The organism is Streptomyces huiliensis (assembly GCF_020037025.1).
Taxonomy (GTDB): domain Bacteria; phylum Actinomycetota; class Actinomycetes; order Streptomycetales; family Streptomycetaceae; genus Streptomyces; species Streptomyces huiliensis.
On the sequence record NZ_JAIQLH010000218.1, the window covers coordinates 1 to 22117 of the forward strand.

The 22117-nt window shown below is 74.6% G+C and carries 20 protein-coding genes; 11 read left to right on the forward strand and 9 right to left on the reverse strand.

Annotation, left to right across the window (positions count from 1 at the left end; genetic code table 11):
* The 3 genes from cydC to JNW98_RS36725 form a co-directional block, all read left to right on the forward strand.
* On the forward strand, positions 1 to 1304 hold a 1304-nt coding region (gene cydC / locus JNW98_RS28380; RefSeq protein ID WP_223771168.1), incomplete at its 5' end, for a thiol reductant ABC exporter subunit CydC.
* Positions 1305 to 1436: 132 nt separating this feature from the next.
* A complete protein-coding gene (locus JNW98_RS28385) occupies positions 1437 to 3071 on the forward strand; it encodes a GAF domain-containing sensor histidine kinase (protein WP_223771183.1) in 1635 nt (544 codons plus the stop codon).
* 489 nt (positions 3072 to 3560) lie between these two features.
* Positions 3561 to 4691 (forward strand): M23 family metallopeptidase, encoded by a 1131-nt coding sequence (locus JNW98_RS36725; protein ID WP_308015675.1) that lies wholly within the window; start codon positions 3561 to 3563, stop codon positions 4689 to 4691.
* 201 nt (positions 4692 to 4892) lie between these two features.
* On the opposite strand, the gene JNW98_RS28395 is transcribed toward JNW98_RS36725, so the two are convergent.
* Positions 4893 to 5786: a Cof-type HAD-IIB family hydrolase gene (locus JNW98_RS28395; protein WP_223771169.1), complete on the reverse strand. Its 894-nt coding sequence runs from the start codon at positions 5784 to 5786 to the stop codon at positions 4893 to 4895.
* A 116-nt stretch (positions 5787 to 5902) separates the two neighbouring features.
* Between JNW98_RS28395 and JNW98_RS28400 the strand changes: the two genes are divergently transcribed.
* The 4 genes from JNW98_RS28400 to pspAB all read left to right on the forward strand — a co-directional run bounded on the left by JNW98_RS28400 (position 5903) and on the right by pspAB (position 8750).
* Complete coding sequence (locus JNW98_RS28400; RefSeq protein WP_223771170.1) at positions 5903 to 6805, forward strand: LLM class flavin-dependent oxidoreductase; 903 nt, start codon at positions 5903 to 5905, stop codon at positions 6803 to 6805.
* Positions 6806 to 6853: 48 nt separating this feature from the next.
* Positions 6854 to 7102 carry a hypothetical protein gene (locus tag JNW98_RS28405; protein WP_223771171.1) on the forward strand — a complete coding sequence of 83 codons (249 nt, stop codon included), beginning with the start codon at positions 6854 to 6856 and terminating at the stop codon, positions 7100 to 7102.
* A gap of 127 nt (positions 7103 to 7229) precedes the next feature.
* On the forward strand, positions 7230 to 8147 hold the full coding sequence (gene htpX, locus JNW98_RS28410; protein WP_223771172.1) for a zinc metalloprotease HtpX: 918 nt from the start codon (positions 7230 to 7232) through the stop codon (positions 8145 to 8147).
* 9 nt (positions 8148 to 8156) lie between these two features.
* The gene (gene pspAB, locus JNW98_RS28415) at positions 8157 to 8750 is read left to right on the forward strand and encodes a PspA-associated protein PspAB (RefSeq protein ID WP_223771173.1); all 594 of its coding nucleotides are present in this window, start codon (positions 8157 to 8159) and stop codon (positions 8748 to 8750) included.
* Here the strand turns inward: pspAB and JNW98_RS28420 are convergent.
* The 4 genes from JNW98_RS28420 to JNW98_RS28435 are packed head-to-tail and all read right to left on the reverse strand — an operon-like array spanning position 8691 to position 13438.
* Positions 8691 to 9707 (reverse strand): MerR family transcriptional regulator, encoded by a 1017-nt coding sequence (locus JNW98_RS28420; protein WP_223771174.1) that lies wholly within the window; start codon positions 9705 to 9707, stop codon positions 8691 to 8693. The two genes, pspAB and JNW98_RS28420, sit on opposite strands and share 60 nt — an antisense overlap.
* A gap of 31 nt (positions 9708 to 9738) precedes the next feature.
* On the reverse strand, positions 9739 to 10641 hold the full coding sequence (locus JNW98_RS28425; RefSeq protein ID WP_223771175.1) for a metal-dependent hydrolase: 903 nt from the start codon (positions 10639 to 10641) through the stop codon (positions 9739 to 9741).
* A 35-nt stretch (positions 10642 to 10676) separates the two neighbouring features.
* A complete protein-coding gene (locus tag JNW98_RS28430; protein ID WP_223771176.1) occupies positions 10677 to 12551 on the reverse strand; it encodes an SDR family oxidoreductase in 1875 nt (624 codons plus the stop codon).
* The gene (locus JNW98_RS28435; protein ID WP_223771177.1) at positions 12548 to 13438 is read right to left on the reverse strand and encodes a M24 family metallopeptidase; all 891 of its coding nucleotides are present in this window, start codon (positions 13436 to 13438) and stop codon (positions 12548 to 12550) included. Before JNW98_RS28435 ends, JNW98_RS28430 begins: the two co-directional genes overlap by 4 nt.
* A 259-nt stretch (positions 13439 to 13697) precedes the next feature.
* Here JNW98_RS28435 and JNW98_RS28440 point away from each other — a divergent pair, with 259 nt between their 5' ends.
* From JNW98_RS28440 to JNW98_RS28455, 4 genes are read left to right on the forward strand one after another with little or no spacing between them, the layout of a single operon-like run.
* Positions 13698 to 14729 carry an ABC transporter ATP-binding protein gene (locus tag JNW98_RS28440; protein WP_223771184.1) on the forward strand — a complete coding sequence of 344 codons (1032 nt, stop codon included), beginning with the start codon at positions 13698 to 13700 and terminating at the stop codon, positions 14727 to 14729.
* A complete protein-coding gene (locus JNW98_RS28445; RefSeq protein ID WP_223771178.1) occupies positions 14719 to 15618 on the forward strand; it encodes an ABC transporter permease in 900 nt (299 codons plus the stop codon). Before JNW98_RS28440 ends, JNW98_RS28445 begins: the two co-directional genes overlap by 11 nt.
* Before the next feature lie 49 nt (positions 15619 to 15667).
* Positions 15668 to 16579 carry an ABC transporter ATP-binding protein gene (locus JNW98_RS28450; protein WP_223771179.1) on the forward strand — a complete coding sequence of 304 codons (912 nt, stop codon included), beginning with the start codon at positions 15668 to 15670 and terminating at the stop codon, positions 16577 to 16579.
* Positions 16580 to 16615: 36 nt separating this feature from the next.
* Positions 16616 to 17335, forward strand: coding sequence for an ABC transporter permease subunit (locus JNW98_RS28455; protein ID WP_223771185.1), 720 nt, complete (start codon positions 16616 to 16618; stop codon positions 17333 to 17335).
* A gap of 39 nt (positions 17336 to 17374) precedes the next feature.
* Here JNW98_RS28455 and JNW98_RS28460 read toward each other — a convergent pair whose 3' ends face one another.
* The 4 genes from JNW98_RS28460 to JNW98_RS28475 form a co-directional block, all read right to left on the reverse strand.
* On the reverse strand, positions 17375 to 18310 hold the full coding sequence (locus JNW98_RS28460; protein ID WP_308015676.1) for an aminoglycoside phosphotransferase family protein: 936 nt from the start codon (positions 18308 to 18310) through the stop codon (positions 17375 to 17377).
* Between the two features lie 50 nt (positions 18311 to 18360).
* Positions 18361 to 19629 carry a CynX/NimT family MFS transporter gene (locus tag JNW98_RS28465; RefSeq protein WP_223771180.1) on the reverse strand — a complete coding sequence of 423 codons (1269 nt, stop codon included), beginning with the start codon at positions 19627 to 19629 and terminating at the stop codon, positions 18361 to 18363.
* Between the two features lie 101 nt (positions 19630 to 19730).
* A complete protein-coding gene (locus JNW98_RS28470; RefSeq protein ID WP_223771181.1) occupies positions 19731 to 20447 on the reverse strand; it encodes a FadR/GntR family transcriptional regulator in 717 nt (238 codons plus the stop codon).
* 229 nt (positions 20448 to 20676) lie between these two features.
* On the reverse strand, positions 20677 to 22117 hold a 1441-nt coding region (locus JNW98_RS28475; protein WP_223771182.1), incomplete at its 5' end, for a helix-turn-helix domain-containing protein.

Genomic DNA, 22117 nt, shown 5'->3' on the forward strand with positions numbered 1-22117 from the left:
GGCTGGCACCGGCGCGCGGCGCGCTGTCCGCCCAGGTGGTCGACCTGCTGTCCGGTACGGCCGAACTGACGGTCGCGGGCGCCCTGCCCGCCCGGCTGGCGCGGCTGCGCCGGGCGGACGCCGACCTCACCGGCATCGCCCGCCGGGCCTCCGCCGCCACCGCGCTCGGCTCCGGCCTGTCGGCCCTGGCCTGCGGACTCACCGTGGCCGGTGCGGCGTGGGCGGGTGTCGCGGCGGTCCACGACGGACGCCTCGGCGGCGTCTGGCTGGCCGTGGTCGTCCTGCTGCCGCTCGCCGCGTTCGAGGCGGTGAACGGGCTGCCGCTCGCCGTACAGCACCGGCAGCGGGTCCGCCGCGCGGCGGAGCGGGTGTACGAGGTGCTGGACGCGCCGGAGCCGGTACGCGACGGGACGGAACCCGCCCCTCCGTCCCCCTTCCCGCTGCGGCTGGCCGGGATCACCGCCGCGTACCCCGGCGGCCCCGCCCCCGCCCTGCGGGACGTCGGCCTGGAGCTGACCGCCGGGCGGCGGGTGGCGGTCGTCGGCCGGTCGGGGGCGGGCAAGACGACCCTCGCCCAGGTGCTGCTGCGCTTCCTGGACGCCGGATCCGGGACGTACACGCTCGCGGGCCGGGACGCGTCGCGGATGGACGGCGACGCGGTACGGCGGCTGGTGGGGTTGTGCGCGCAGGACGCGCACCTCTTCGACAGCTCCCTCCGGGAGAACCTGCGCCTCGCGCGCCCCGGCGCGGGCGACGCGTGCCTGCGCCGGGCGCTGGCCGACGCGCGCCTGCTGGAGTGGGTGGACTCCCTGCCGCAGGGGCTCGACACCCCGGTCGGCGAGCACGGCGCCCGGCTCTCCGGCGGGCAGCGGCAGCGCCTGGCGCTGGCCCGCGCGCTGCTGGCCGACTTCCCGGTGCTGGTGCTGGACGAGCCGGCCGAGCACCTCGACCTGGCGACGGCGGACGCGCTCACCGCGGACCTGCTGGCGGCGACGGAGGGCCGGACGACGGTGCTGATCACGCACCGGCTGGCGGGGCTGGAGGCGGTGGACGAGGTGATCGTCCTGGACGGCGGCCGGATCGCGCAGCGCGGCCCGTACCGGGAACTGGCGGAGGTGGACGGAACGTTCCGCCTGATGCTGGAGCGCGAGCGCGCCGAGCACGACATGGTGCATCCGCCCGAGCACGGCACAGTGCGTCCGCCCGAGCACGACATGGTGCATCCGCCCGAGCACGGCACAGTGCGTCCGCCCGAGCACGACATGGTGCATCCGCCGCTTTCCCTGGCAAAAGGTACTTATTAGGCTCTGCCTATGCCCGCCACCGAGGACCCCGTCCCCGAGGAACCCCTCGGCACCCCGCCTCCCACCACGCCGCCGTTCGGGCCGCTGGACCCGGTGGCCGTCGCCACGGAGGCCACCCGCCGCCTCCAGGGCATGTCCACCGAGCTCACCGGCCGGGTGCCGCAGCTGCTGGAGGCCATGCGCTCGGTGGGCACCGGGCTGGAACTGCACTCCACCCTCGACCGGATCGCCGAGACCGCCGCCGAGCTCGCCGGCGCCCGCTACGCCGCCATCGCGGTCAACGGCGACGCCGACCCGTCAGGCGAGGGCCTGGCCGACTTCGTCACGTACGGTGTCCCCGACGCTTCGGACGCCTCCGACGCTTTTGACGCTTCGGAAGGGGACGTTCACGGCGGCGAACCCTCCGCCGACCGCGCGGTGCTCGACGCCCTGCTGCGGCACGCCGGACGGCGCACCCCGGCCGGCGCCCCGGGGGACGTCCTGGGCGTTCCGATCCGCGTCGAGGGCGAGGTCTTCGGCAACCTCTACCTGGCCGGGAAGCGCGGCGGCGGCGAGTTCGGCGTCGCCGACCTGCACATGGTGAAGATCCTCGCCACGGAGGCGGGCATCGCGATCGGGAACGCGCGCGTCTACGAGCAGGGCCGGCAGCGGATGCGCTGGATCGACGGCTCGGTCGCCGTCACCACCGCGCTGCTCTCGGGCGGCGACGCGGAGGACGCCCTCGCCGTCGTCGCCGAACAGGCCCGCCGGCTCGCGGAGGCGGACGCGGGGATCGTGCTGCTGCCGGACGGAGACGGCGGCCTGGAGATGGTCGTCGTCTCCGCCGACGATCCGACGGGGCTGCTGGGCACGGTGATGCCGCCGCACAGCCCCGTGGTGTCGCAGTTGCTCGCCGGGGAGCCGGTGTTCGTCGATGACTCCGCCACCGACCCCCGCATGATCACGGCGGTGGCCCCGCGCTTCGGCCCGAGCATGCTGCTGCCGCTGCGCAGCGGCGGGCGGGTGCTCGGCACCCTGGCCATCCCGCGCCGCCGGGGCGCCCGGCGGTACACGGCCACCGAGCGCACGCTCGCCGCGCAGTTCGCCGCCCAGGCCGCGCTCGCGCTCGTCCTGGCCGAGGCGCAGCGCGACCGCGAGCGGCTCGCGGTCTACGAGGACCGCGACCGGATCGCCCGCGACCTGCACGACCTCGTCATCCAGCGGCTGTTCGCCACCGGCCTGCTGCTGGAGAGCGCGCAGCGCAGGGCCGTGGTCCCGGAGGTCCGGACGACCGTCGGGCAGGCCGTGGACGAGCTGGACACGACCATCCAGGAGATCCGGACGGCGATCTTCGCCCTCCAGCAGGGGCCGGCCGAGGCACCCGCCGGACTGCGGACCCGCGTCCTGCGGGAGGTCGGCACGGCCGCCGTGCCGCTGGGCTTCCAGCCCTCCGTGAACTTCGTCGGCCCGGTGGACGCGCTGGTGGGCGAGGGCACGGGCAAGAACCTCATCGCCGCGCTGCGGGAGGCGCTGTCCAACGCCTTCCGGCACGCGCACGCCTCCCGCATCGAGGTCGTCGTCGACGCGACGGTCCGGCTCCCGGACGGCCGCGAGGCGGTCCGGCTCACCGTCGCCGACGACGGCATCGGTCTTCCCGAGGGCGGTCGGCGCAGCGGTCTGCGGAACCTCGCCAAGCGGGCGGAGTCCCTGGGCGGCTCGTGCGTGTGCGGGCCGGGGCTGGGCGAGGGGGGCGGGGGGACGCGGGTGGTGTGGGAGGCGCCGCTGTAGGGGCGGCGGGGGCTCGGTGCCGCTCCGGCGGTGGGACGTGCGGTCGGCGGTCGGCGGCGGGCGGCGGGCGGCGGGCGGCCGGATGCACGGCGCGGCAGTGGCAGCAGCGGCAGCAGTGCGCGGTTCGTGTCGGCGCCCATGCCCGTGCCCATGCCCATGCCCGCGTCCATGCCCGCGCCCCCGCCCGTTCCCCTGCCCGGGCCCGGCGCGGGCGGACGCGCCGCCGTCATGCCCACTCGGGCGATCGCCGGGCCATGCGAACCCCGCTGCGCCGAACGCGGGACGCCGGGAAGGCGGGAAGGCGGCGTGCCCGCCGGGCCGTCTCCGCCGAACGACCGTCCGGGCCGAGGCGGCCGAGACGGGCCGGGGCGGGCGTCCTTCGGGTGTGCCCGGCGTGTGCCCGGCGTGCGTCCGGCGCCCGTCCGGGCGTCCCCTGAACGGTCCCGCTGCGGAAGCGGAGCCACCGGATCCCGGGTCACGATCGCGTCCATGCGCCGATTTCAGCGTTCCGCCCCCGACGGCGGCCGGCCGCGCGGCCACCACGCCGGGTGCCGCCTCCGCCGCGACGGCTGCCTGGTCCTCTGCGCGCTCGCCGTCACGGTGTCGCCGGTGCTCGCCTCCCGGCCGCCCGACTCCTACGCGGCCCCGGGCCGGCTCGCCCGCGTCACCTCCGAGGTGTACCGGCTGGCCCGTGAGGAGACCCTGGCCAAGGAGCGCTACGCCCGCGCGGTACCGGCCGCGCGGGAGCGGCGCCGGGAGGCGGACCGGCTGGCGGAGCGGCTGAGCGGCCTGCGCTTCGTCTCCGGCGTGCTGCGTGAGGACGCCGGGGCCGCCGCGCGGGCGCAGTACCGGACGGGCGGCTTCACCGCCCGGGAGAGCACCGGGCTGCTGGACGACCCGCTGGAGCTGCTGTCCGTCCAGGAGGACGACACCGGACGGCGGGAATGGCTCGCCCGGCGCGTCAGCGAGACGGACGACCGGAGCCGCGCCCTCGCCGACGAGGCGCGGGCGGCGGCGCTCTCCTGGCGGGCGCTGGACCGGGACGCCGCCTCCTCGCGCACCTCCCTGGATGCCGTGGGGAACCGGCTCGCCGAGGCCCGCGGCCGGCTCGACGCGCTGGCCGCCGCCGACGTCGCCGAAGGCCGCTGCCGGATCGCCGACCGCGACGCGCTCGACCCCGACGCCGGGGACCGGCCGGACGGCGAACCGTCTCGCCGCGCCTGGACCCGCCCGGTGCTCGGCTACCGGCTCTCGGCCGGCTTCGGCGGCTCCGGCGCGAACTGGTCCGGCACGCACACCGGCCAGGACTTCGCCGTGCCCACCGGCACTCCCGTGCGCTCGGTCGGGCCCGGGACGGTGGTGGCGGCCGGGTGCGGCGGTCCCTTCGGCATCAGCATGGTCATCCGGCATCCGGGGGGCTGGTACTCGCAGTACGCGCACCTGGCGGCGCCGTTCGTGGGGCCGGGGCGGGTGGTCCGGCCCGGTGAGTGGATCGGGTTGTCGGGGACGACGGGGAATTCGACGGGTCCCCACTTGCACTTCGAGGTGCGGACGTCGCCGGAGTTCGGGTCGGCGGTGGATCCGGTGGAGTGGTTGCGGCGGCGGGGGGTGGGGGTGTGAGGGTGCCCCGGTCCCGCCCCTTCGCCGATTCCTGGGGCTGCGCCCCAGACCCCTTATCGCGGCTCCGCCGCTCGTCCTCAAACGCCGGACGGGCTGAATCAGCCGGTCCGGCGTTTGAGGACAACCGCGCGCAGCGCGGTTTCGGGGGTGCGGGGGCCCGCCCCCGCAAGAAACGGTGAAAGGGCGGGACCGGGGCACTCCTCACACACAAGCGTGCAGAATCTGCTCGATCACCGCCGCGACCCCGTCCTCGTTATTGGCCGCAGTGCGGTGAGTGGTAGCGGCCAAGACCTCGGGATGGGCGTTGGCCATGGCATAGGACGTGCCGGCCCACCCCAGCATCTCCAGATCGTTCGGCATGTCACCGAAGGCGACCACCTCCTCCGGCACGATCCCGTGCGCGGCGCAGTACCCGGCGAGGGTACTGGCCTTGCTGACGCCAAGCCCGCTGATCTCCAGCAGCGGGGTAGGGCTGGAGCGCGTGATCGAACCGTGCTCGCCCGCCGCGGTGCGGGCCAGGGAGAGGAACGCGTCGGGGGCGAGCTCCGGATGGTGGGCGAGCAGCTTCAGGATGGGGCCGCGGGAGGCGCCGCCCTCCCCGTCGGCACCGCCCTCCGCCAGGAACTCCTCGGCGGGCGCGACGACCGCGCACGGATCGAGCTGGAACGGCGGATACTCCGGCTCGTACTGGAAGCCCGTGGTCCGCTCGGCGGCGAACGAAGTGCCCGGGACTGCGGCGCGCAGCAACGTCACGATGGCCCGGGCGTCCGCCGGCTCCAGGGGCCTGACCTCGACGAACCGGCCGCCGTCCCGGAGGTCGACGACGGCGGCGCCGTTCGCGCAGATCGCCAGCCCGTGCCCGTGCACATGGTCGCTCGCGACGTCCATCCAGCGTGCCGGGCGCCCGGTGACGAAGAAGACCTCGATCCCGGCCGCCTCGGCGGCGGCCAGCGCGGCCACGGTCCGGTCGGACACCGTCTTGTCGTCGTGCAGCAGGGTGCCGTCGAGGTCGGTGGCGATCAGCCGGGGTATCGGGGCGGTCCGGCCGGCGGCCGGGGTCTCGGGCTGCTCGGTAGCTGAAGTCACGGTTCCCATTGTCGGATACCGGACGCTCCCGGGCGCACGGGTGCGCGCGGCGGCGCGCTTTTGAGCCAGGGCTCCGAAGAAGGACGGCCCCCGGCCCGCCCACCGTCCCGACGTAGGCTCGCTCCATGAGCCTGCGCCTGAGCACCGTGATCCTTCCTGTCGACCCCTGGCACAAGGGAGGCCGCGCCACGTGGCAGCGAGCCGAGGAACTCGGCTTCCACGCGGCGTACACCTACGACCACCTCTCCTGGCGCACCTTCCGCGACGGCCCCTGGTTCGGCGCCCTGCCCACCCTCACCGCCGCCGCCACGGCGACCGAGCGGCTCCGCCTGGGCACCCTCGTGACGTCGCCGAACTTCCGCCACCCGGTGACGCTCGCCAAGGAACTGATCTCGCTCGACGACGTCTCCGGCGGCCGGATCACCCTCGGGATCGGCGCGGGCGGCAACGGCTTCGACGCGACCGCGCTCGGGCAGGAGGCGTGGACGCCGAAGGAGCGCGCGAACCGGTTCGCCGAGTTCGTGGCGCTGCTCGACCGGCTGCTCACCGAGGACGCCGTCACGGCCGAGGGCGACTTCTACTCGGCCGTCGAGGCCCGGAACATACCCGGCTGCGCCCAGTCCCCCCGGCTGCCCTTCGCCGTCGCCGCGACCGGCCCGCGCGGGCTGCGGCTCGCGGCGCGGTACGGGCAGGCGTGGGTGACCACGGGCGACCCGAAGCTGTACGAGACGGGTACGCCCGCCGAGTCGAACGAGGCGCTGCGCGGGCAGGTCGCGAAGCTCGGCGCGGCCTGCGAGGAGATCGGCCGGGACATCGACGCCCTGGACAAGATCCTCCTCACCGGCTTCACCCCGGACCGCTCAGCGATGCTCGACTCGGTCGACGCGTTCGTGGACTTCGCCGGCCGCCAGCAGGAGATCGGCTTCACCGAGATCGTGCTCCACTCGCCGATCCCCGACACCGTCTTCGCCGCCGACCAGGCCGTCTTCGAGCGCATCGCGACCGAGGGGCTTTCGCAGCTCCGCTGAGCGCCGGGCGGAGGCCGGGGTGCGCGTGCCGGCAGTGCGCTCGCCGGCGTGACCGACACCACGCGCACTGCGGCGACGCTGCCGGCCGGGCAGGCCACCGAGCCGCGGAAGCCCACCGACGCCGCCCCCGGCCACGTCGCCGAGGCGGTGGCCCGCCGGCTGCGGCACCGGCTCCTCGGCGCCGACCTCCTGCGCCACCAGGAGGAACACGGTGCCTTTACCGAGCACGGTGCCTTCACCGAGAAGGAACTGGCGGAGGCCCGCTCCCGCATCTCCCGGCCGGCGGGCGGTGTGTGAGGGAGGCCCCCGCCGCTACTCCCCGTAGCCGGGCGGCGGGAGCGGGGAGGGGCGAGGGAGAATCGTGGCAGGGGGGTTTCCCGGATGGCGCCGGAGGGTGGCGCCACGAGGCCGGCGGGAGGCCGCTGTGCGAGAGAGCGCCCGGTCCACGCGATTCGCCCCCGACCGCGGGCTGACCACGCGCATGGTGGGCACGATGTTCCTCATCGGCCTGCTGTACGTGGTGTTCGTCGGCGTGCTGGTCGTGCTGCTGCGCGGGGCGTGGCCGATCGTGCTGATCCTGGCCGGCGGGCTGTTCGTCGCGCAGTTCTGGTTCAGCGACCGCATCGCGGAGTTCGGCATGGGGGCGCGCGAGGTGACCCCGCGCGAGGCCCCGGAGCTGCACGGCGCCGTCGACCGGCTGTGCGCCCTCGCGGACATGCCCAAGCCCCGCGTGGCCGTCGCCGACACCGACGTCCCGAACGCCTTCGCGACCGGGCGGAACCGGAACAACGCCCTGGTCTGCGCCACGACCGGACTGCTGCGCCGCCTGGAGCCCGAGGAGCTGGAGGGCGTGCTGGCGCACGAGCTGAGCCATGTGGCGCACCGGGACGTCGCCGTGATGACCATCGCCTCCTTCCTGGGCGTCCTCGCCGGCCTGATCACCCGGATCGGGCTGTGGGGCGGGCTGCGCAGGGTGGGCGGCCGGGACACCAACACGGCGCTGCTGATGGTGGTCGTCCCGCTGGTCAGCGCCGTCGTGTACGCGGTGAGCTTCCTGCTCACGCGCATGCTGTCGCGCTACCGGGAGCTGTCCGCCGACCGGGCCGCCGCCCTGCTGACCGGCCGGCCGTCGGCCCTCGCGTCCGCCCTCACCAAGGTGACCGGGCAGCTCGCCCGCATCCCCACCCGCGACCTGCGGCAGGCCGAGCCGTTCAACGCCTTCTGGTTCGCGCCGGCCCTCTCCCGGGAGACCCTCAGCGGCCTGCTCTCCTCCCATCCCCCGCTGGAACGGCGGCTGGACCAGCTCGGCAGGATCGCGGCGGGCCTCGGACGGGCGGGGTGACGGCGACCGATGGGCTTCCTGGACGTGATCCTCGGGCGGACCAAGCCCGTCCGCCCCGACCTCGACCGTCTCTTCGCCCTCCCGTCCGCCGCCCTCACCCTCCGGGCCGGCGCCGGGCTGGAGCCGACCGGACGCGGCTCGGTCTGCTTCGCCAGCGTGGAGGGCGGGGCCTTCGACGCACTGCGCGAGGACGTCCGCCGGCTGCTCGACGCGGACACCGCGCGCGGCGGCACGCCCGTCGCGTTCCGGCGCGACCCCTACGGGTACACCTGGCTGCTCGCCCAGCGGCCACCCGACGACGTCCCGGCCCTGGTCAACGACCTGCACGCGGTCAACACCCTGCTCCAGGAAGGCGGGTTCGGCCCGCAGCTGCTGTGCTCGCTGCTCGGCTTCCAGAACGGCCGCGACGGACGCGGGCGGGCGCTCGCCCTCGTCTACCTCTACAAGCGCGGCACCTTCTACCCCTTCGCGCCCGTCGAGGGAGCCCGGGAACGGCGCGATAGCGAACTGGAGCTCCAAGCCCGCGCGTTGCTCGCCGACGACCTACGGATCGAGGACGACCTGAGCCGCTGGTTCCCCGTGTGGGGCGCCCCCGGACTCTGAGGCGGGCCGCGTCCCGCCCTCCCGGTGCCGCGCCGCCAGCCCGTCCATGACCCGCGCCCGCACCTCCCGCTCCGTCGCCGCGGCCACGAACGCCCCCACCCCGTCCGGCCCGGCCAGCTCCCGCACCGCGGCCACCGTGGCGGCGGGCAGCTCGACCGGCACCCGGGCGCCGTCCGGCGCCGCGGGGGGCGTCCCGTCCGCGACCCGCCCGAGGTGCCGGCGCAGGTTCCGCACCGCCAGCAGCCGCATGGCGCGCGCGAGTTCGGCGTCCACGGTCTGCTGGGCGAGTGGCCGCAGCCGGCGGACGAGGGCGGCGGCCCGGTCCGCCTCCTCCTCGGTCGGCGGGTGGTCGAGGTAGGGCCGGAAGACGTGCTCGTCGGTGAAGTCGAGGAAGCGGCCGGCGAGGTGCTCGACCTGGGCGCGCACCTCGCGCAGGTGGGTGAGGATGGCCCCCAACGGTACGCCAGAGGCGTGCAGTTCGGCGGCGACGGCCAGTTCCTGCGGGCTGGGCACCAGGAAGGTGTCCGGGGCGCCCGGGACCGGTTCGAGGACGCCCAGCTCCACGGCCTCCTCGACGGCGGTGTCGTCCGGGGCGCCCCCGAAGCGTTCGACCAGGTCGGCGCGGGTGACGCGGGCGGTCCGCTCGTCGGACCACGGTCCGTCCACCTCGGCGACGAGCCCGAGGACCCCGCCGAGCCCCCGGCCGGCGTCCCACGCGTCGAGCAGCTCCTTGATGCTGGCGAGCGTGTAGCCGCGGTCGAGCAGGTCGCCGATCCGCCGCAGCCGGTCCAGGTGCGCGTCGCCGTACACGTTCGCCCGGCCGCGCCGCTCGGGCTTGGGGAGGAGGCCCCGGTCCTGGTAGGCGCGGATCGTGCGGACCGTGGCGCCGCTCAGGTGTGCCAGGTCCTCGATCCGGTACGCCGGCTCCTGGATCCGGTACGCCGGACGTTCGTTCACGCGGTACTCCTCACCGACACCACCCGTCACCTTACGACGCGACCGCCCCGCCCGGCTTCCGCCCCCGGCCGGCGGCGGGCGACGCCGCCAGGTAGGCCACGGCCCTGCTCAACGACCCTTCCTGGGAGGGGTGGTACGAGCGCCGGAGGTAGCGCGGGATGGCCGCGCCCAGCTCGCGCCAGGTGGGGAGCAGCCCCCTGTCGACGGCGCGGTTGTGGTGCCGCAGCGTGTAGCGCAGCCGCTTGGCGAGCCGGGGGTCGTGCCGGATCAGGTAGGCGGCGCCGCGGCCCCACAGGTACGTCAGGACGGGTGCGGTGATCGCCATGCCGAGGACGCGCCGGGCGTAGCGGCCGGGTTCGTCGCCGCCGCAGTGCTGGTACATGTCGAAGGCGACGGACCGGTGTTCGACCTCCTCGGCGCCGTGCCAGCGCAGCAGGTCGAGCATCACCGGGTCGGGCCCCGCGGCGTCGAGGGCGTCGGCCCGCAGCACCCAGTCGCCGAGGACGGCGGTGAACTGCTCCACCGCCGCGATCACCGACAGCCGGAACCGCAGCCACTCCCGCTCGGAGAGCGGCAGCCCGAACGGCGGCCGCTCGCCGAGCAGCACGTCGAAGAGGAAGTCGACCTGTCTGGTGTACGGGCCGGTGTCCAGCTTCTGGTGGGCCAGGTGGTCGAGGACGTAGGAGTGCTGGACGCTGTGGGTGGCCTCCTGGCCCATGAACCCCTTGACGTCCTTCAGCAGTTCGGGGTCCCGGACGAGCGGCAGGGCCTCCTTGAACACCTTGACGAACCACCGCTCCCCGGCGGGCAGCAGCAGGTGCAGGACGTTGATGACGTGGGTGGCCGTCGGCTCGTCGGGGATCCAGTGCAGCGGCGTCTCCCGCCAGTCGAAGGAGACGCGCCGGGGGGTGATGGGGTGGTGGTCGGTGGTCATGCGGGGGTCCTCCTCCGAGGGCTTCAAGGGGCGGGTCAGAGCCGCGGCTCGGCGCGCGCGACGGCCCGTCGCAGCCGGGGCGCGAAACGGGCGAGGAGGCGGAGGCCGTGTGCCTCGGGGGTGACGGGGACGACGGGCAGGTCGTCGTGGACGGCCCGCAGGATCGCGTCGGCGACCCGCTCCGGCGGGTAGTTCCGCCGCCCGTACAGCCGCGTGGTCCTCTCCCGCAGCCGCCGCTGCTCCTCCTCCGGGACGCCGGTGAAGAGGGTGGCGGAGGTGATGCCCGTGGCGACGATGCCGGGGCAGACGGCCGTGACGCCGATGTCCCGGTCGCCGAGCTCGGCGCGCAGGCACTCGGAGAGCATCAGGACGGCGGCCTTGGAGGTGCTGTAGGCGGACATCGTCCGGGAGGGCTGGAAGGCGGCGGCGGACGCGGTGTTGACGATGTGGCCGCCCTCGCCGCGCTCGGCCATCTGCCGGCCGAAGACGCGGCAGCCGTGCAGCACGCCCCACAGGTTGACGTCGAGGACCTTCCGCCAGGTCTCCGGCGGGGTGTCGAGGAAGGCCCCCGCCACGCCGATCCCCGCGTTGTTGACCAGCACGTCGACGACCCCGTGGGCCTCGGCGGTACGGGCGGCCAGCTTCTCCATCGCCGCCTCGTCGGACACGTCGACGCACTCGGCCCACGCCTCGGGCGCGCCGAGGAGCCGGGCGAGGTCGGCGGTGCGTGCCGCGCCCTCCGCGTCCCGGTCGACGGCGACGATCCGGGCGCCCGCCTCGGCGAAGGCGAAGGCGGTGGCCCGGCCGATGCCGCTCGCGGCGCCCGTCACCAGGACGAGCCGGCCGGCGAAGCGCCGCGCGTACCGCTCGTACCGCTCCGCGCGGGCCTTCCCTCCGGTGGGGAGGGTCCGCCGCGCCGGGGCGGGCGCCGGCCCGTCCGCCTGCCGGTCGACGAACTCGGCGATCCAGTCCGCCAGTTGCCCGGGACGGGTGCGCGGCACCCAGTGGCCCGCGCGGACGGTGCGCCGCACCAGGCCGGGGGCCCAGCGCTCCAGGTCGTCGTAGAGCCGCGCGGAGAGGAACGCGTCGCCGGTCGGCGTGATCAGCTGCACCGGGGCGTGTGCGTACGCGTCGGGGCGCGGGCGGCGCGTCCGCTCGCGGACGTTGTCGCGGTACAGCCAGGCGCCGTGCGCGGCGTCGGACGGCAGGGACGCGGTGGGGTACGGCCCCTTCGGCACCTTCTCGGACCGCTCCAGCAGGTCCGGCCACCGCTTCCCGAGCGGCCCGCGCCAGGCGGCTTCCGGCAGGACGGGCGTGTGCAGCGCGTACACGTACCAGGACCGGGCGCCCTGCCCGAGCAGCTGGGCGGCGCGGCGCGGGGTGGGCCGGACGGCCCGCTCCTTGATCCAGTGACCGAAGTGGTCGAGCGAGGGTCCCGAGACGGATGTGAAGGAGGCGATACGGCCCTCGGTGCGGCGGACGGTGGTGAACTCCCAGCCCTGCACGGATCCCCAGTCGTGTCCGACCAGGTGGACGGGGGCGTCGGGGCTGACGGCGTCCGCGACGGCGAGGAAGTCGTCGGTGAGCTTCTCCAGCGTGAAGCCACCGCGCAGCGGGCTGGGCGCCGTCGACCGGCCGCAGCCGCGCACGTCGTAGAGCACCACGTGGAAACGTTCCTGCAAGCGCTGGGCGACCGGCGCCCAGACCTCCTTGCTGTCGGGGTAGCCGTGCAGGAGGACGACGGTGGGGTCGGCGGGGTCGCCCAGTTCGGCGACGCACAGCTCGACCCTGTCCGGCCCGTCTGCCCTGTCCGACCCGTCTGCCCTGTCCGGCCCGTCTGCCCTGTCCGGCCCTCCCGACCGCACCCAGCGCTCGCGCGCCCCGTCGAGCTCCGTGCCGAAGGCGTTCATCGTCCGGTTCCCTTCTGTCCGTCCTGTCCCACCGGGTGCCGTCCCTGTCCCACCGGGTGCCGCCGCCGTACGTGTGGAAGGTCGTCGTCCAGCCAGAACGCGCTCTCCTCCGGGTCCCGCGAGTCCGTGACCACCAGCAGCTCCTCGAACTTCACTCCCGTCCCGCGGAAGCCGAGGTGCGGCTCGACCGCCCACAGCCCGGGGGCGGGCGGATGGTCGGAGAAGCGGTACGGGCTCCACAGCGGCGACCAGCCCTCCCGGTGGCCGTGCAGCGCGTCGGAGGCGAGCCCCTTCAGGGCCTGGGTGCCGAAGCCGAGGATCCGGGGCGAGCGGCGCCGGTCCCGGACCCGGCCGACCTTGTGGGCGATCACCCCGAAGGGGTAGGCGCGGTGCCGGTTGGCGTAGCCCTGGCGCATCATGAGCCGGTCGACGTCCTCGTAGACCGTGCGCAGCGGGCGGCGCTCGCGGACGCCGCGCAGGATGAGGTCGCGGTGGTCCAGGAGGTCGTCGAGCATCCGGGTGTGCAGCGGGTCAGGGCCGAGGCAGCCGGAGTAGCCGACGTCGGCGGTGAAGCCGCGGTACACCGGCGCCAGGTCCAGGACGAACGGCATCCCGGGCTCCAGCCGCCGCCCCGACGGGAAGAACTGCGTGGGCACCCGGAAGCCCGTGAAGGCCGTGCGGTCGCCGAACCAGGCGAAGGGCAGATGGAACCAGTCGCTCACCCCGCGTCTCCGCAGCCACTCCCGTTGCATCCGGGCGGCGTCGCGCTCGGTCGTCCCCGGGGTGAGCCGGCCGGCGACGGCCTCGGCGCAGGCGTAGGCGAGCCGCTGCACCTCCCGGAAACCGGCCAGGTCCTGCGTGACGTGCGGTGACGCGAGGGTCCTCATGGCGCAACCGTCCCTGCCGGTGCGGAAGTTGACACCGATGAATGTGACAATGTTCGGCGGCGGCGTCAAGGGGTCGGGCTCAAGGCGGGCGAAAGGTGGAGGCAAGGCGGGCGCGAGGCGGGCACTACGTGTCCCCGACGTCCGGTTCGGTACTTTCGGCCCACCCCCTACGGGGTGGTCAGACCCGAGAAGTAGACGGAAGCCGTCATCGAGTCTGACGCCCGGCACGGCCCGCGCCACTACCGTCGATGACGTGACAGTGATCGCCACCGAAAACCTCGGCAAGCGGTACCCCAAGGTGACCGCGCTCGACCGGCTCTCCGTCGACATCGCTCCGGGAGTGACCGGCCTGGTGGGTGCCAACGGGGCCGGCAAGTCGACGCTGATCAAGATCCTGCTGGGGCTCTCCCCGGCCACCGAGGGCCGCGCCCGGGTGCTCGGCCTGGACGTGGCCACCGAGGGCGCGGCCATCCGGGAGCGGGTCGGCTACATGCCGGAGCACGACTGCCTGCCGCCCGACGTCTCGGCCACCGAGTTCGTCGTGCACATGGCACGGATGTCCGGGCTGCCGCTGTCCGCCGCGCGCGAGCGCACCGCGGACACCCTGCGGCACGTGGGCCTCTACGAGGAGCGCTACCGCCCGATGGGCGGCTACTCCACGGGTATGAAGCAGCGGGTGAAGCTCGCCCAGGCGCTGGTCCACGACCCGCGTCTGGTGCTGCTCGACGAGCCGACGAACGGCCTCGACCCCGTCGGCCGCGACGAGATGCTCGCCCTGATCCGCCGGGTGCACACCGACTTCGGCATCTCGGTGCTGGTCACCTCCCACCTGCTCGGCGAACTGGAGCGCACCTGCGACCACGTCGTCGTCATCGACGGCGGCCGGCTGCTGCGCTCCTCCGCCACCAGCGACTTCACCCAGGCCACCGGCTCCCTCGCGGTCGAGGTCACGGACACCGACGCCCACCCGGACGGGACCGCCGCCCTCGGCGCGGCCCTGACGGCCGCCGGGCTCGCGGTCCGGGCGGCCGGCGGCGCGGGCGGGGCCGCGTCGGCAGGTGGGGAGGCGGTGACCGGCGGCGGGCACGTCCTGCTCGTCGACCTCGCCGGCGACGAGACGTACGACGTCGTGCGCGACGCCGTGGCCGGCCTCGGCCTCGGCCTGGTGCGGATGGAGCAGCGCCGGCACCGCATCGCCGAGGTGTTCCGGACCGGCGCCGACAGCACCGGCGCCGACAGCAGCGTGAACCACGGAAGCGCGCAGGAACGGGGTACCACCCATGCCGCCTGAGACCACGGCCGCGTCCGCCCAGGACGTGATCCACAACATCGGCTACCGGCCGTACACCGGCCCCCGCCTGGGCCGCGGCTACGCCCGCCGCGCGCTCTGGTCGCAGAGCCTGCGCGGCGCGTACGGCCTGGGCCGCTCGGCCAAGTCCAAGGTGCTGCCGATGACGCTGCTCGCGGTGATGTGCGCGCCGGCGGCGATCATCGTCGCGGTCGCCATCACCACGAAGATGAACGACCTGCCCGTGGAGTACACGCGGTACGCAATCCTGCTCCAGGCCGTCATCGGCCTCTACCTCGCCTCCCAGGCGCCGCAGGCGGTCTCCCGGGACCTGCGCTTCCGGACGATCCCGCTCTACTTCTCCCGCCCGATCGAGCGCGTGGACTACGTGCTGGCCAAGTACGCCGCGCTCGCCTCCGCGCTGTTCCTGCTCACCGCGGCGCCCCTGCTCATCCTCTACGTGGGCGCCCTGCTCGCGAAGCTCGGCTTCGCCGCCCAGACGAAAGCCTTCGCCCAAGGACTGGTCTCCGTGGCCCTGCTCTCCCTCCTCTTCGCCGGCCTCGGCCTGGTCGTCGCGGCCCTCACGCCGCGCCGCGGCTTCGGCGTCGCCGCCGTGATCGCCGTCCTGACCATCTCGTTCGGCGCCGTGAGCACCGTCCAGGGCATCGCCTACGCCCGGGACAACACCGACGTCATCGGCTGGCTGGGCCTGTTCTCGCCGATCACCCTGGTCGACGGTGTGCAGACGGCGTTCCTCGACGCGACCTCCAGCTTCCCGGGCGGCAACGGACCGGGCACCGGCGCGGGCCTCGTCTACCTCCTCGTCGTCCTGGCGCTGATCGCCGGCTCGTACGCCCTCCTGATGCGCCGCTACCGGAAGGCGGGCCTGTGACCGCCCACCCGTCGCCCGACCACCACCCCTCAAGGAATGGGCCGCGCCCATGAGCTCTGTCCGGATCGACAACGTCTCCCGCTGGTTCGGCAACGTCGTCGCCGTCAACGACGTCACCATGACCATCGGCCCCGGCGTCACCGGCCTGCTGGGCCCCAACGGAGCCGGCAAGTCCACGCTCATCAACATGATGGGCGGCTTCCTCGCCCCCTCCACCGGCACGGTCACCCTCGACGGGACGGTTATCTGGGGCAACGAGGAGATCTACCGGCACATCGGCGTCGTCCCCGAGCGCGAGGCGATGTACGACTTCCTCACCGGTCTCGAATTCGTCCGCGCCAACGCCGAGCTGCACGGGCTGCCCGACGCGGCGGCCCGCCGGGCGCTGGCCACGGTCGAGATGGAGTACGCCCAGGACCGGAAGATCTCCACGTACAGCAAGGGCATGCGGCAGCGCGTCAAGATGGCGTCCGCGCTGGTCCACGACCCGTCCGTGCTGCTGCTCGACGAGCCGTTCAACGGCATGGACCCCCGCCAGCGCATGCAACTCATGGACCTGCTGCGGCGGATGGGGGCCGAGGGGCGGTCGGTGCTGTTCTCCTCGCACATCCTGGAGGAGGTCGAGCAGCTCGCGGCGCACATCGAGGTCGTGGTGGCCGGACGGCACGCCGCGTCCGGCGACTTCCGCAAGATCCGCCGGCTGATGACCAACCGGCCGCACCGCTACCTGGTCCGCTCCAGCGACGACCGCGCCCTGGCCGCCGCGCTCATCGCCGACCCGTCGACGTCCGGCATCGAGGTGGACGTCCAGGAAGGCGCGCTGCGCGTCCAGGCCGTGGACTTCGGCCGGTTCACCACCCTGCTCCCGGCCGTGGCCCGCGCGCACGGCATCCGCCTCCTCACGGTCTCGCCCTCCGACGAGTCCCTGGAATCGGTCTTCTCCTACCTCGTCGCGGCCTGACACCTGAAAGGAGGCGCCGAACCCATGCACCACCGCATCTACCACCCGACCGTCGCCCGGCTCACCTACCGGGGACTCCTCGGCCGCCGCAGGGCCGCCGTCCTCTTCACCCTCCCCGCCCTGCTGCTGGTCATCGCGGCGGCGGTCCGCCTGCTCACCGGCGCCGACGACGACACGGCGACCAAGGTCCTGGGCGGCTTCGCGCTGGCCACCATGGTCCCGCTGATCGGCGTCATCGCCGGCACGGGCGCGATCGGCCCGGAGATCGACGACGGGTCGGTCGTCTACCTCCTCGCCAAGCCGGTCAAACGGCCGACGATCATCCTCACCAAGCTCCTCGTCGCGACCGGCGTCACCGCCGTCTTCTCGGCGGTGCCGACCCTGATCGCCGGCCTCATCCTGAACGGCAACAGCCAACGGATCGCCGTCGCTTACACGATCGCCGCGGCCGTCGCCTCCGTGGCGTACAGCGCCCTCTTCCTCCTGCTGGGCACGGTCACCCGGCACGCGGTGGTCGCGGGCCTGGTGTACGCCCTGATCTGGGAGTCGCTGTTCGGCAGCCTGGTGCCGGGCGCCCGGACGCTGAGTGTGCAGCAGTGGGCTTTGTCGTTGGCGGAGCGCATCGCCGCACCGGGCGCGGTCTCCTCCGACGTGGGCCTCCCGGTGGCGGTGGTGCTGCTCGCCGGGGTGACGGTGGCCGCCACCTGGTACGCGGGCGAGAAGCTGCGCAAGCTGACGCTGGCGGGGGAGGAGTGAGCCCCTGTCCCCCCCTCTGGGGGAGGGACAGGGGCTCCCTCACACGTACGGCGCCAACGCCCGTACGACCGCCACCTGCTCCTCCTCCAGCCGCGATCCACCGTCCTCAACCGTCCACAGCGAATTCTGCAAGGCCCGAGCCACCGTCCACCGAGCCGCCCGCCCCCGCTCCAGACTCAGCACATCGGTCATCAGATCGAACCGCCGCCGCACGGCCCGCTCCACGTCTCCGGTGGCGACGAGATCGTCCCACCGGTTGTCGAACGCGGGCATCAAATCAAAGGCGGGGTCCCCGACCAGGGGCACAGGGTCGATGGCCACCCAGGGCCCACGACCGGGAAGAGCGTCCGGCAACGGCGCCAGCACGTTCTCGTAATGCAGATCCCAGTGCAGCAGTCGATCTCCGGGCTCCCCGGCGACCTCCCGTACGACCTCGGCCCAGCCGGCGAGCAGACGCCGCTCCTCCGCGTCGACCAGACTCTCCAGGGCCTCAGGCACAGCGTCGAGCATCTCCCGCACCACATCCCCCAGATGCCGCAACCCGCCCGGCACGGAAGCGGTATGCAACTGCGCCAGCAGCCCGGTGAGGGCCAGCAGAGCGGCCTCCGCGTCCGGCACGTCGTCCAACGACCGCGCCGCGTCGAGCCGTTCGAGCAGCAGCGTGCCCGTGGCGGGATCGTCTTCGAGGAGCCGGACCGCCCCCCGCCCACCCCAGGCGCGCAGCGCCACCGGCTCGCCGGCCCGTTCCTCGTCCACCGGCTGGAGCTTCAGGGCCGCCGGGGTGCCGTCCTCGCGCAGCACGGGCAGGACGAGTGCCACGTAGCCGTGGGCCGGTTCCCCGTCGGGCCGCAGGTTCCAGCGGTCCAGGAAGCCGGCCGCGAGGGCGGGCAGCCCCGCGATCCACGCGGCGGCGTGCTCCGGGTTGTGCTCGTCGTGGTTCTCGGCGAGCTTCAGGGGGACGACGATCGTGGGCACGGTGGCGCGCTCCTCACAAGGAAGACGGGGTCTCACCCACCCCCAACGTCTCAGATCTTCCGATCGCGCCCGGCCCCGAGTCCCAGGAACAGGAGGGCCACACAAGCGGCGAGCAGCACACCGATCGGCAAGTCCCAGCCGCCGGTCGCCTGGTGGACCGCGCCGACGGCGAACGGGCCTACGGAGGCGAGCAGGTAACCCCAGGTCTGCGCCATGCCGGAGAGCCGGGCCGCGGTGTGCGCGTCACGGCTGCGCAGCACCATCAGCGTCAGCGCGAGCCCCAGCGTGCCGCCCTGGGCGACGCCCATCATGGTCGCCCACACCCACGCGCCCGCGACGGGCGCGAGCAGCAGGCCGGTGATGCCGCCGGCCATCAGCAGGACGACGCCGACGGCCAGCATCCGCTGGTCGCGCAGCCGCCCGGCGAGGACGGGAACGACGAACGAACCGGCCATCTGCACCAGCGTGTAGAAGGCGTAGACGAGGCCCGCCTCGCCCTTGGCCATGCCGTGGTCGGTGAAGACGGTCGGCATCCAGGCGATGCACACGTACGCGACCAGCGACTGGGTGCCCATGAGCAGGGTGACCTGCCAGGCGAGCCCCGAGCGCAGCAGGTTCGAGCCGTCGCCCGCGGCGGCGGTCCCGCCGGGCGCGGGGGCGGTGACGTGGTGGCCGCCGCGCCGGGCGATCAGCGCCTGCGGGATCCAGACCACGAAGGCGACGGCGGCGAGCAGCGCCCAGGAGGCGAGCGAACCGCGCCAGCCGCCGAGGGTGTTCTCCAGCGGGACCGCGCAGGCGGCCGAGACGGTGGCGCCGAGGATCATCGCCGTCGAGTAGAGGGCGGTCATGCTCGCGGCCCGGTCCGGGAAGTCCCGCTTGATCAGGCCGGGCATCAGGACGTTGAGGAAGGCGATCGCCGTGCCGACCAGCGCGCCACCCACGAACAGCGCGACCACCGGCGGCGCCACGCGCACCAGGATGCCGCCGCAGAGCAGGACGAGCGCGGCGCACAGCACCGGCTCGGTGCCGAACCGCCGGGCCAGCTTCGGCGCGGCGATCGAACCGAGGCCCATGAAGACCAGCGGAATGGTCGTGACCAGACTGCTCGCGGTCGCGTTCAGCCCGAAGTGGTCATTGATCTCGCCGACGAGCGGGGAGACGCCGGCGAGGGCGGCCCGCATGTTGAGGGAGGCCAGGACGATGCCCGCGAGCACCAGCGCGGGATGGGCCCGCAGAGTGCGGACGGCGGTGGGGGCGGGGGCCGCCGAGGAGGGCTCCTCGGCGGCTATGAGGGGTGTCTGGGGCCTCGATTCGGACATGTGTCTGCCTTTCGGGTGAAGCTCGGGGGTGGCGGCCGCGACGGGGTAGCGGGCGCGACGGGGCGGTGGCCGCGACGGGGCGGTGGGCGCGGCCGGCGCCGTCACGGCCGCCGGTCGGCCAGCAGCGCCTCGACCGCCTGCTTGGGGCGTTCGAGGAGGGCCCGCGTGGCGCGGTCGGCCGCGTCGGGGTCGCCGGAGGCGATGGCCTCCATGACGGCGTGGTGGTCGCCGTGGACGATGCGCGGCATGTCCCGGTCGTCGAGCGCCAGGAGCAGCGCCTCGCGCACGGAACTGCTGAACCAGGTGTACGTCGCGGTCAGCGCGGTGTTGTGCGCCGCCTCCACGACGGCCTTGTGGAACTCGATGTCGTGGTGCGCGTACAGCTCCACGCTGCCCGCGTCCGGCCGGCCGTGCGCGTCCTCCAGCGCCGCCTGCGCGTCCAGCGCGGCCCGCATCCGGTCCAGGTCCGCCTGCTCGTGCCGGACGGCGGCCAGCCGGGCGGCCTCCGCCTCCAGCGCGATCCGCAGCTCCAGGACGTCCCGGACGCCGGCGCGCTGCACCCCGCGCATGATCTCCGCCGGGTCGGCGGTCGACACCACGAACGTGCCCTCGCCCTGCCGGGAGCGCAGCATCCCCGCGTGCACCAGGACCCGGACGGCCTCCCGGACGGTGTTCCGCCCCACCTGGAGCTGCTCGGCGAGCGCGTGCTCGGTGGGAATCCGCTCCCCGACCGGCCACTCACCGGCCGCCACCTGGGCGCGGAGCTGCTCCACGACGGTGTCGACGAGGGACTGGCGTCCTGCTGCTCGTAGTGCCACGGTCGCCTCCGGCTGCGGTTCGTACGATTCACCGGGTTTCCCGGTTGCCCAGTCATCCTACAACTGCTTCCCTCCCGCGCCCCAAGCGCGCCTGCGGCGCGCGCCCTCAAACGCCGGGCGGGCTGAAATCAGCCCGTCCGGCGTTTGAGGACGAGCGGCGGAGCCGCGACAAGGGGGGTCTGGGGGCGCAGCCCCCAGGAAACGGCGAAGGGGCGGGGCCGGGGCACCCTCACAACCCCAGCCGAGCCAACTCCCTCCGCGACCCGATCCCCAGCTTCGGGTAGACGTTCGACAAGTGATACCCGGCCGTCCGCGGACTGATGAACAACCGAGCCCCGATATCCCGATTGCTCAACCCCTCCGCCGCCAACCGCGCCACCTGCGCCTCCTGCGGCGTGAGCCGGTCAAGCAACCCGGGCACGGCGGCCGGCGCCCCCACACTCTCCCCGGTGGCGCGCAACTCCGCACGCCCCCGCTCGGCCCAGGGCACGGCCCCCAGCCGCTCGAAGACGTCCACCGCGGCCCGCAGCAGCGGCCGAGCCTCCGCCGCCTGCCGCCGCCGACGCAGATGCTCGCCGTAGAGCAGCTCGGTCCGAGCCCGCTCGAACCCGGACCCGCCGTCCCGGTGCAGCCGCAGAGCCCGCGCGAAGTGCGAGCCGGCCTCGTCCGGGGAGGAGGCGAGCAGCGCCCGGCAACGGGCGGCCACCGCCTCCGTCCAGGGCCGCGGGTACGCCGCCGCGTGCCGCTCGTACCAGGCCAGGGCGGTCCGGCCGCCGTCCGGCCGGTCCAGCCGGGCCGCGGCCTCGACGAGGTCGGGGAGGCTGCCGATGACCCCCTGCCGGTCCTGGCCGCCGGCGACCGCGGTGAGCCGGTCGAACGCCGCCTCGGTCCGGCCGAGGCCCAGGTCGAGCAGGGCGAGGGCGCAGGCGGCGTGCACCGAGCCGGGGGCCACGCCGAGGGCGAGGGCCTCGGCGGTCAGCGTACGGACGCCGTCCTCGTCGCCCCGGACGGCGGCCAGCTGGGCGAGGACGGTGGCCAGGTGGACGCGGACCCGGGCGTGCCCGGTGTCCTCGGCGACGCGCATCCCCTCGGTGGCGGTGGCCAGTGCCTCCCGGTGCAGGCCGAGCAGCAGTTGCGTCCGCGCGAGGAGCATCTGCACCAGGGCCAGGGTGCCGATCGCGCCGCTCTCCCGGCACCGCCGCTCCAGCGCGACGGCCAGGTCCCGCGCGGCCGGCAGGTCGCCCCCGAACAGGTGCCACCAACCCAGCCGCACCTCCTCCCGCACGTCCAGGCCCGACTCGCCCTCCACCCCGAGGAGTTCGCGGACGGCATCGGCGCCGGCACCCTGGTCGCCGGGGCCGCACCGGTGCTGGCCGGCGGCGAGCCGGGCGAGGGCGGCGATCCGGCCGGCCTCGGCGAGGCCCAGCTCGGCGGCCTGCCCGGCGGTGCGGTCCAGGGCGCCCTGGTCGGCGGCGTGCCAGGCGGACTGCGCGGCCTGGAAGAGCAGCGGCCCGAGCAGCTCGGGCGCGGGCCCGACGAGGTCCGGGACGACGCCGGCGAGCAGGGCGTACGCGTCCCGGGACCGCCCCTGCTCATCGACGGCCTCGGCCCTGACCCGTACGGCGGCGGCCACCGCGGCCGGTCCGTCCGCCAGCGCGACGGCCCGCCCC

What these genes read in the sequence shown, in the direction of transcription:
- JNW98_RS28385 (WP_223771183.1), top strand. Translation starts at nt 1,437, where the DNA reads ATGTCCACCGAGCTCACCGGCCGGGTGCCGCAGCTGCTGGAGGCCATG.
- JNW98_RS36725 (WP_308015675.1), top strand. Translation starts at nt 3,561, where the DNA reads ATGCGCCGATTTCAGCGTTCCGCCCCCGACGGCGGCCGGCCGCGCGGC.
- JNW98_RS28395 (WP_223771169.1), bottom strand. Translation starts at nt 5,786, where the DNA reads ATGGGAACCGTGACTTCAGCTACCGAGCAGCCCGAGACCCCGGCCGCC.
- JNW98_RS28400 (WP_223771170.1), top strand. Translation starts at nt 5,903, where the DNA reads ATGAGCCTGCGCCTGAGCACCGTGATCCTTCCTGTCGACCCCTGGCAC.
- pspAB (WP_223771173.1), top strand. Translation starts at nt 8,157, where the DNA reads ATGGGCTTCCTGGACGTGATCCTCGGGCGGACCAAGCCCGTCCGCCCC.
- JNW98_RS28425 (WP_223771175.1), bottom strand. Translation starts at nt 10,641, where the DNA reads ATGACCACCGACCACCACCCCATCACCCCCCGGCGCGTCTCCTTCGAC.
- JNW98_RS28430 (WP_223771176.1), bottom strand. Translation starts at nt 12,551, where the DNA reads ATGAACGCCTTCGGCACGGAGCTCGACGGGGCGCGCGAGCGCTGGGTG.
- JNW98_RS28435 (WP_223771177.1), bottom strand. Translation starts at nt 13,438, where the DNA reads ATGAGGACCCTCGCGTCACCGCACGTCACGCAGGACCTGGCCGGTTTC.
- JNW98_RS28445 (WP_223771178.1), top strand. Translation starts at nt 14,719, where the DNA reads ATGCCGCCTGAGACCACGGCCGCGTCCGCCCAGGACGTGATCCACAAC.
- JNW98_RS28450 (WP_223771179.1), top strand. Translation starts at nt 15,668, where the DNA reads ATGAGCTCTGTCCGGATCGACAACGTCTCCCGCTGGTTCGGCAACGTC.
- JNW98_RS28465 (WP_223771180.1), bottom strand. Translation starts at nt 19,629, where the DNA reads ATGTCCGAATCGAGGCCCCAGACACCCCTCATAGCCGCCGAGGAGCCC.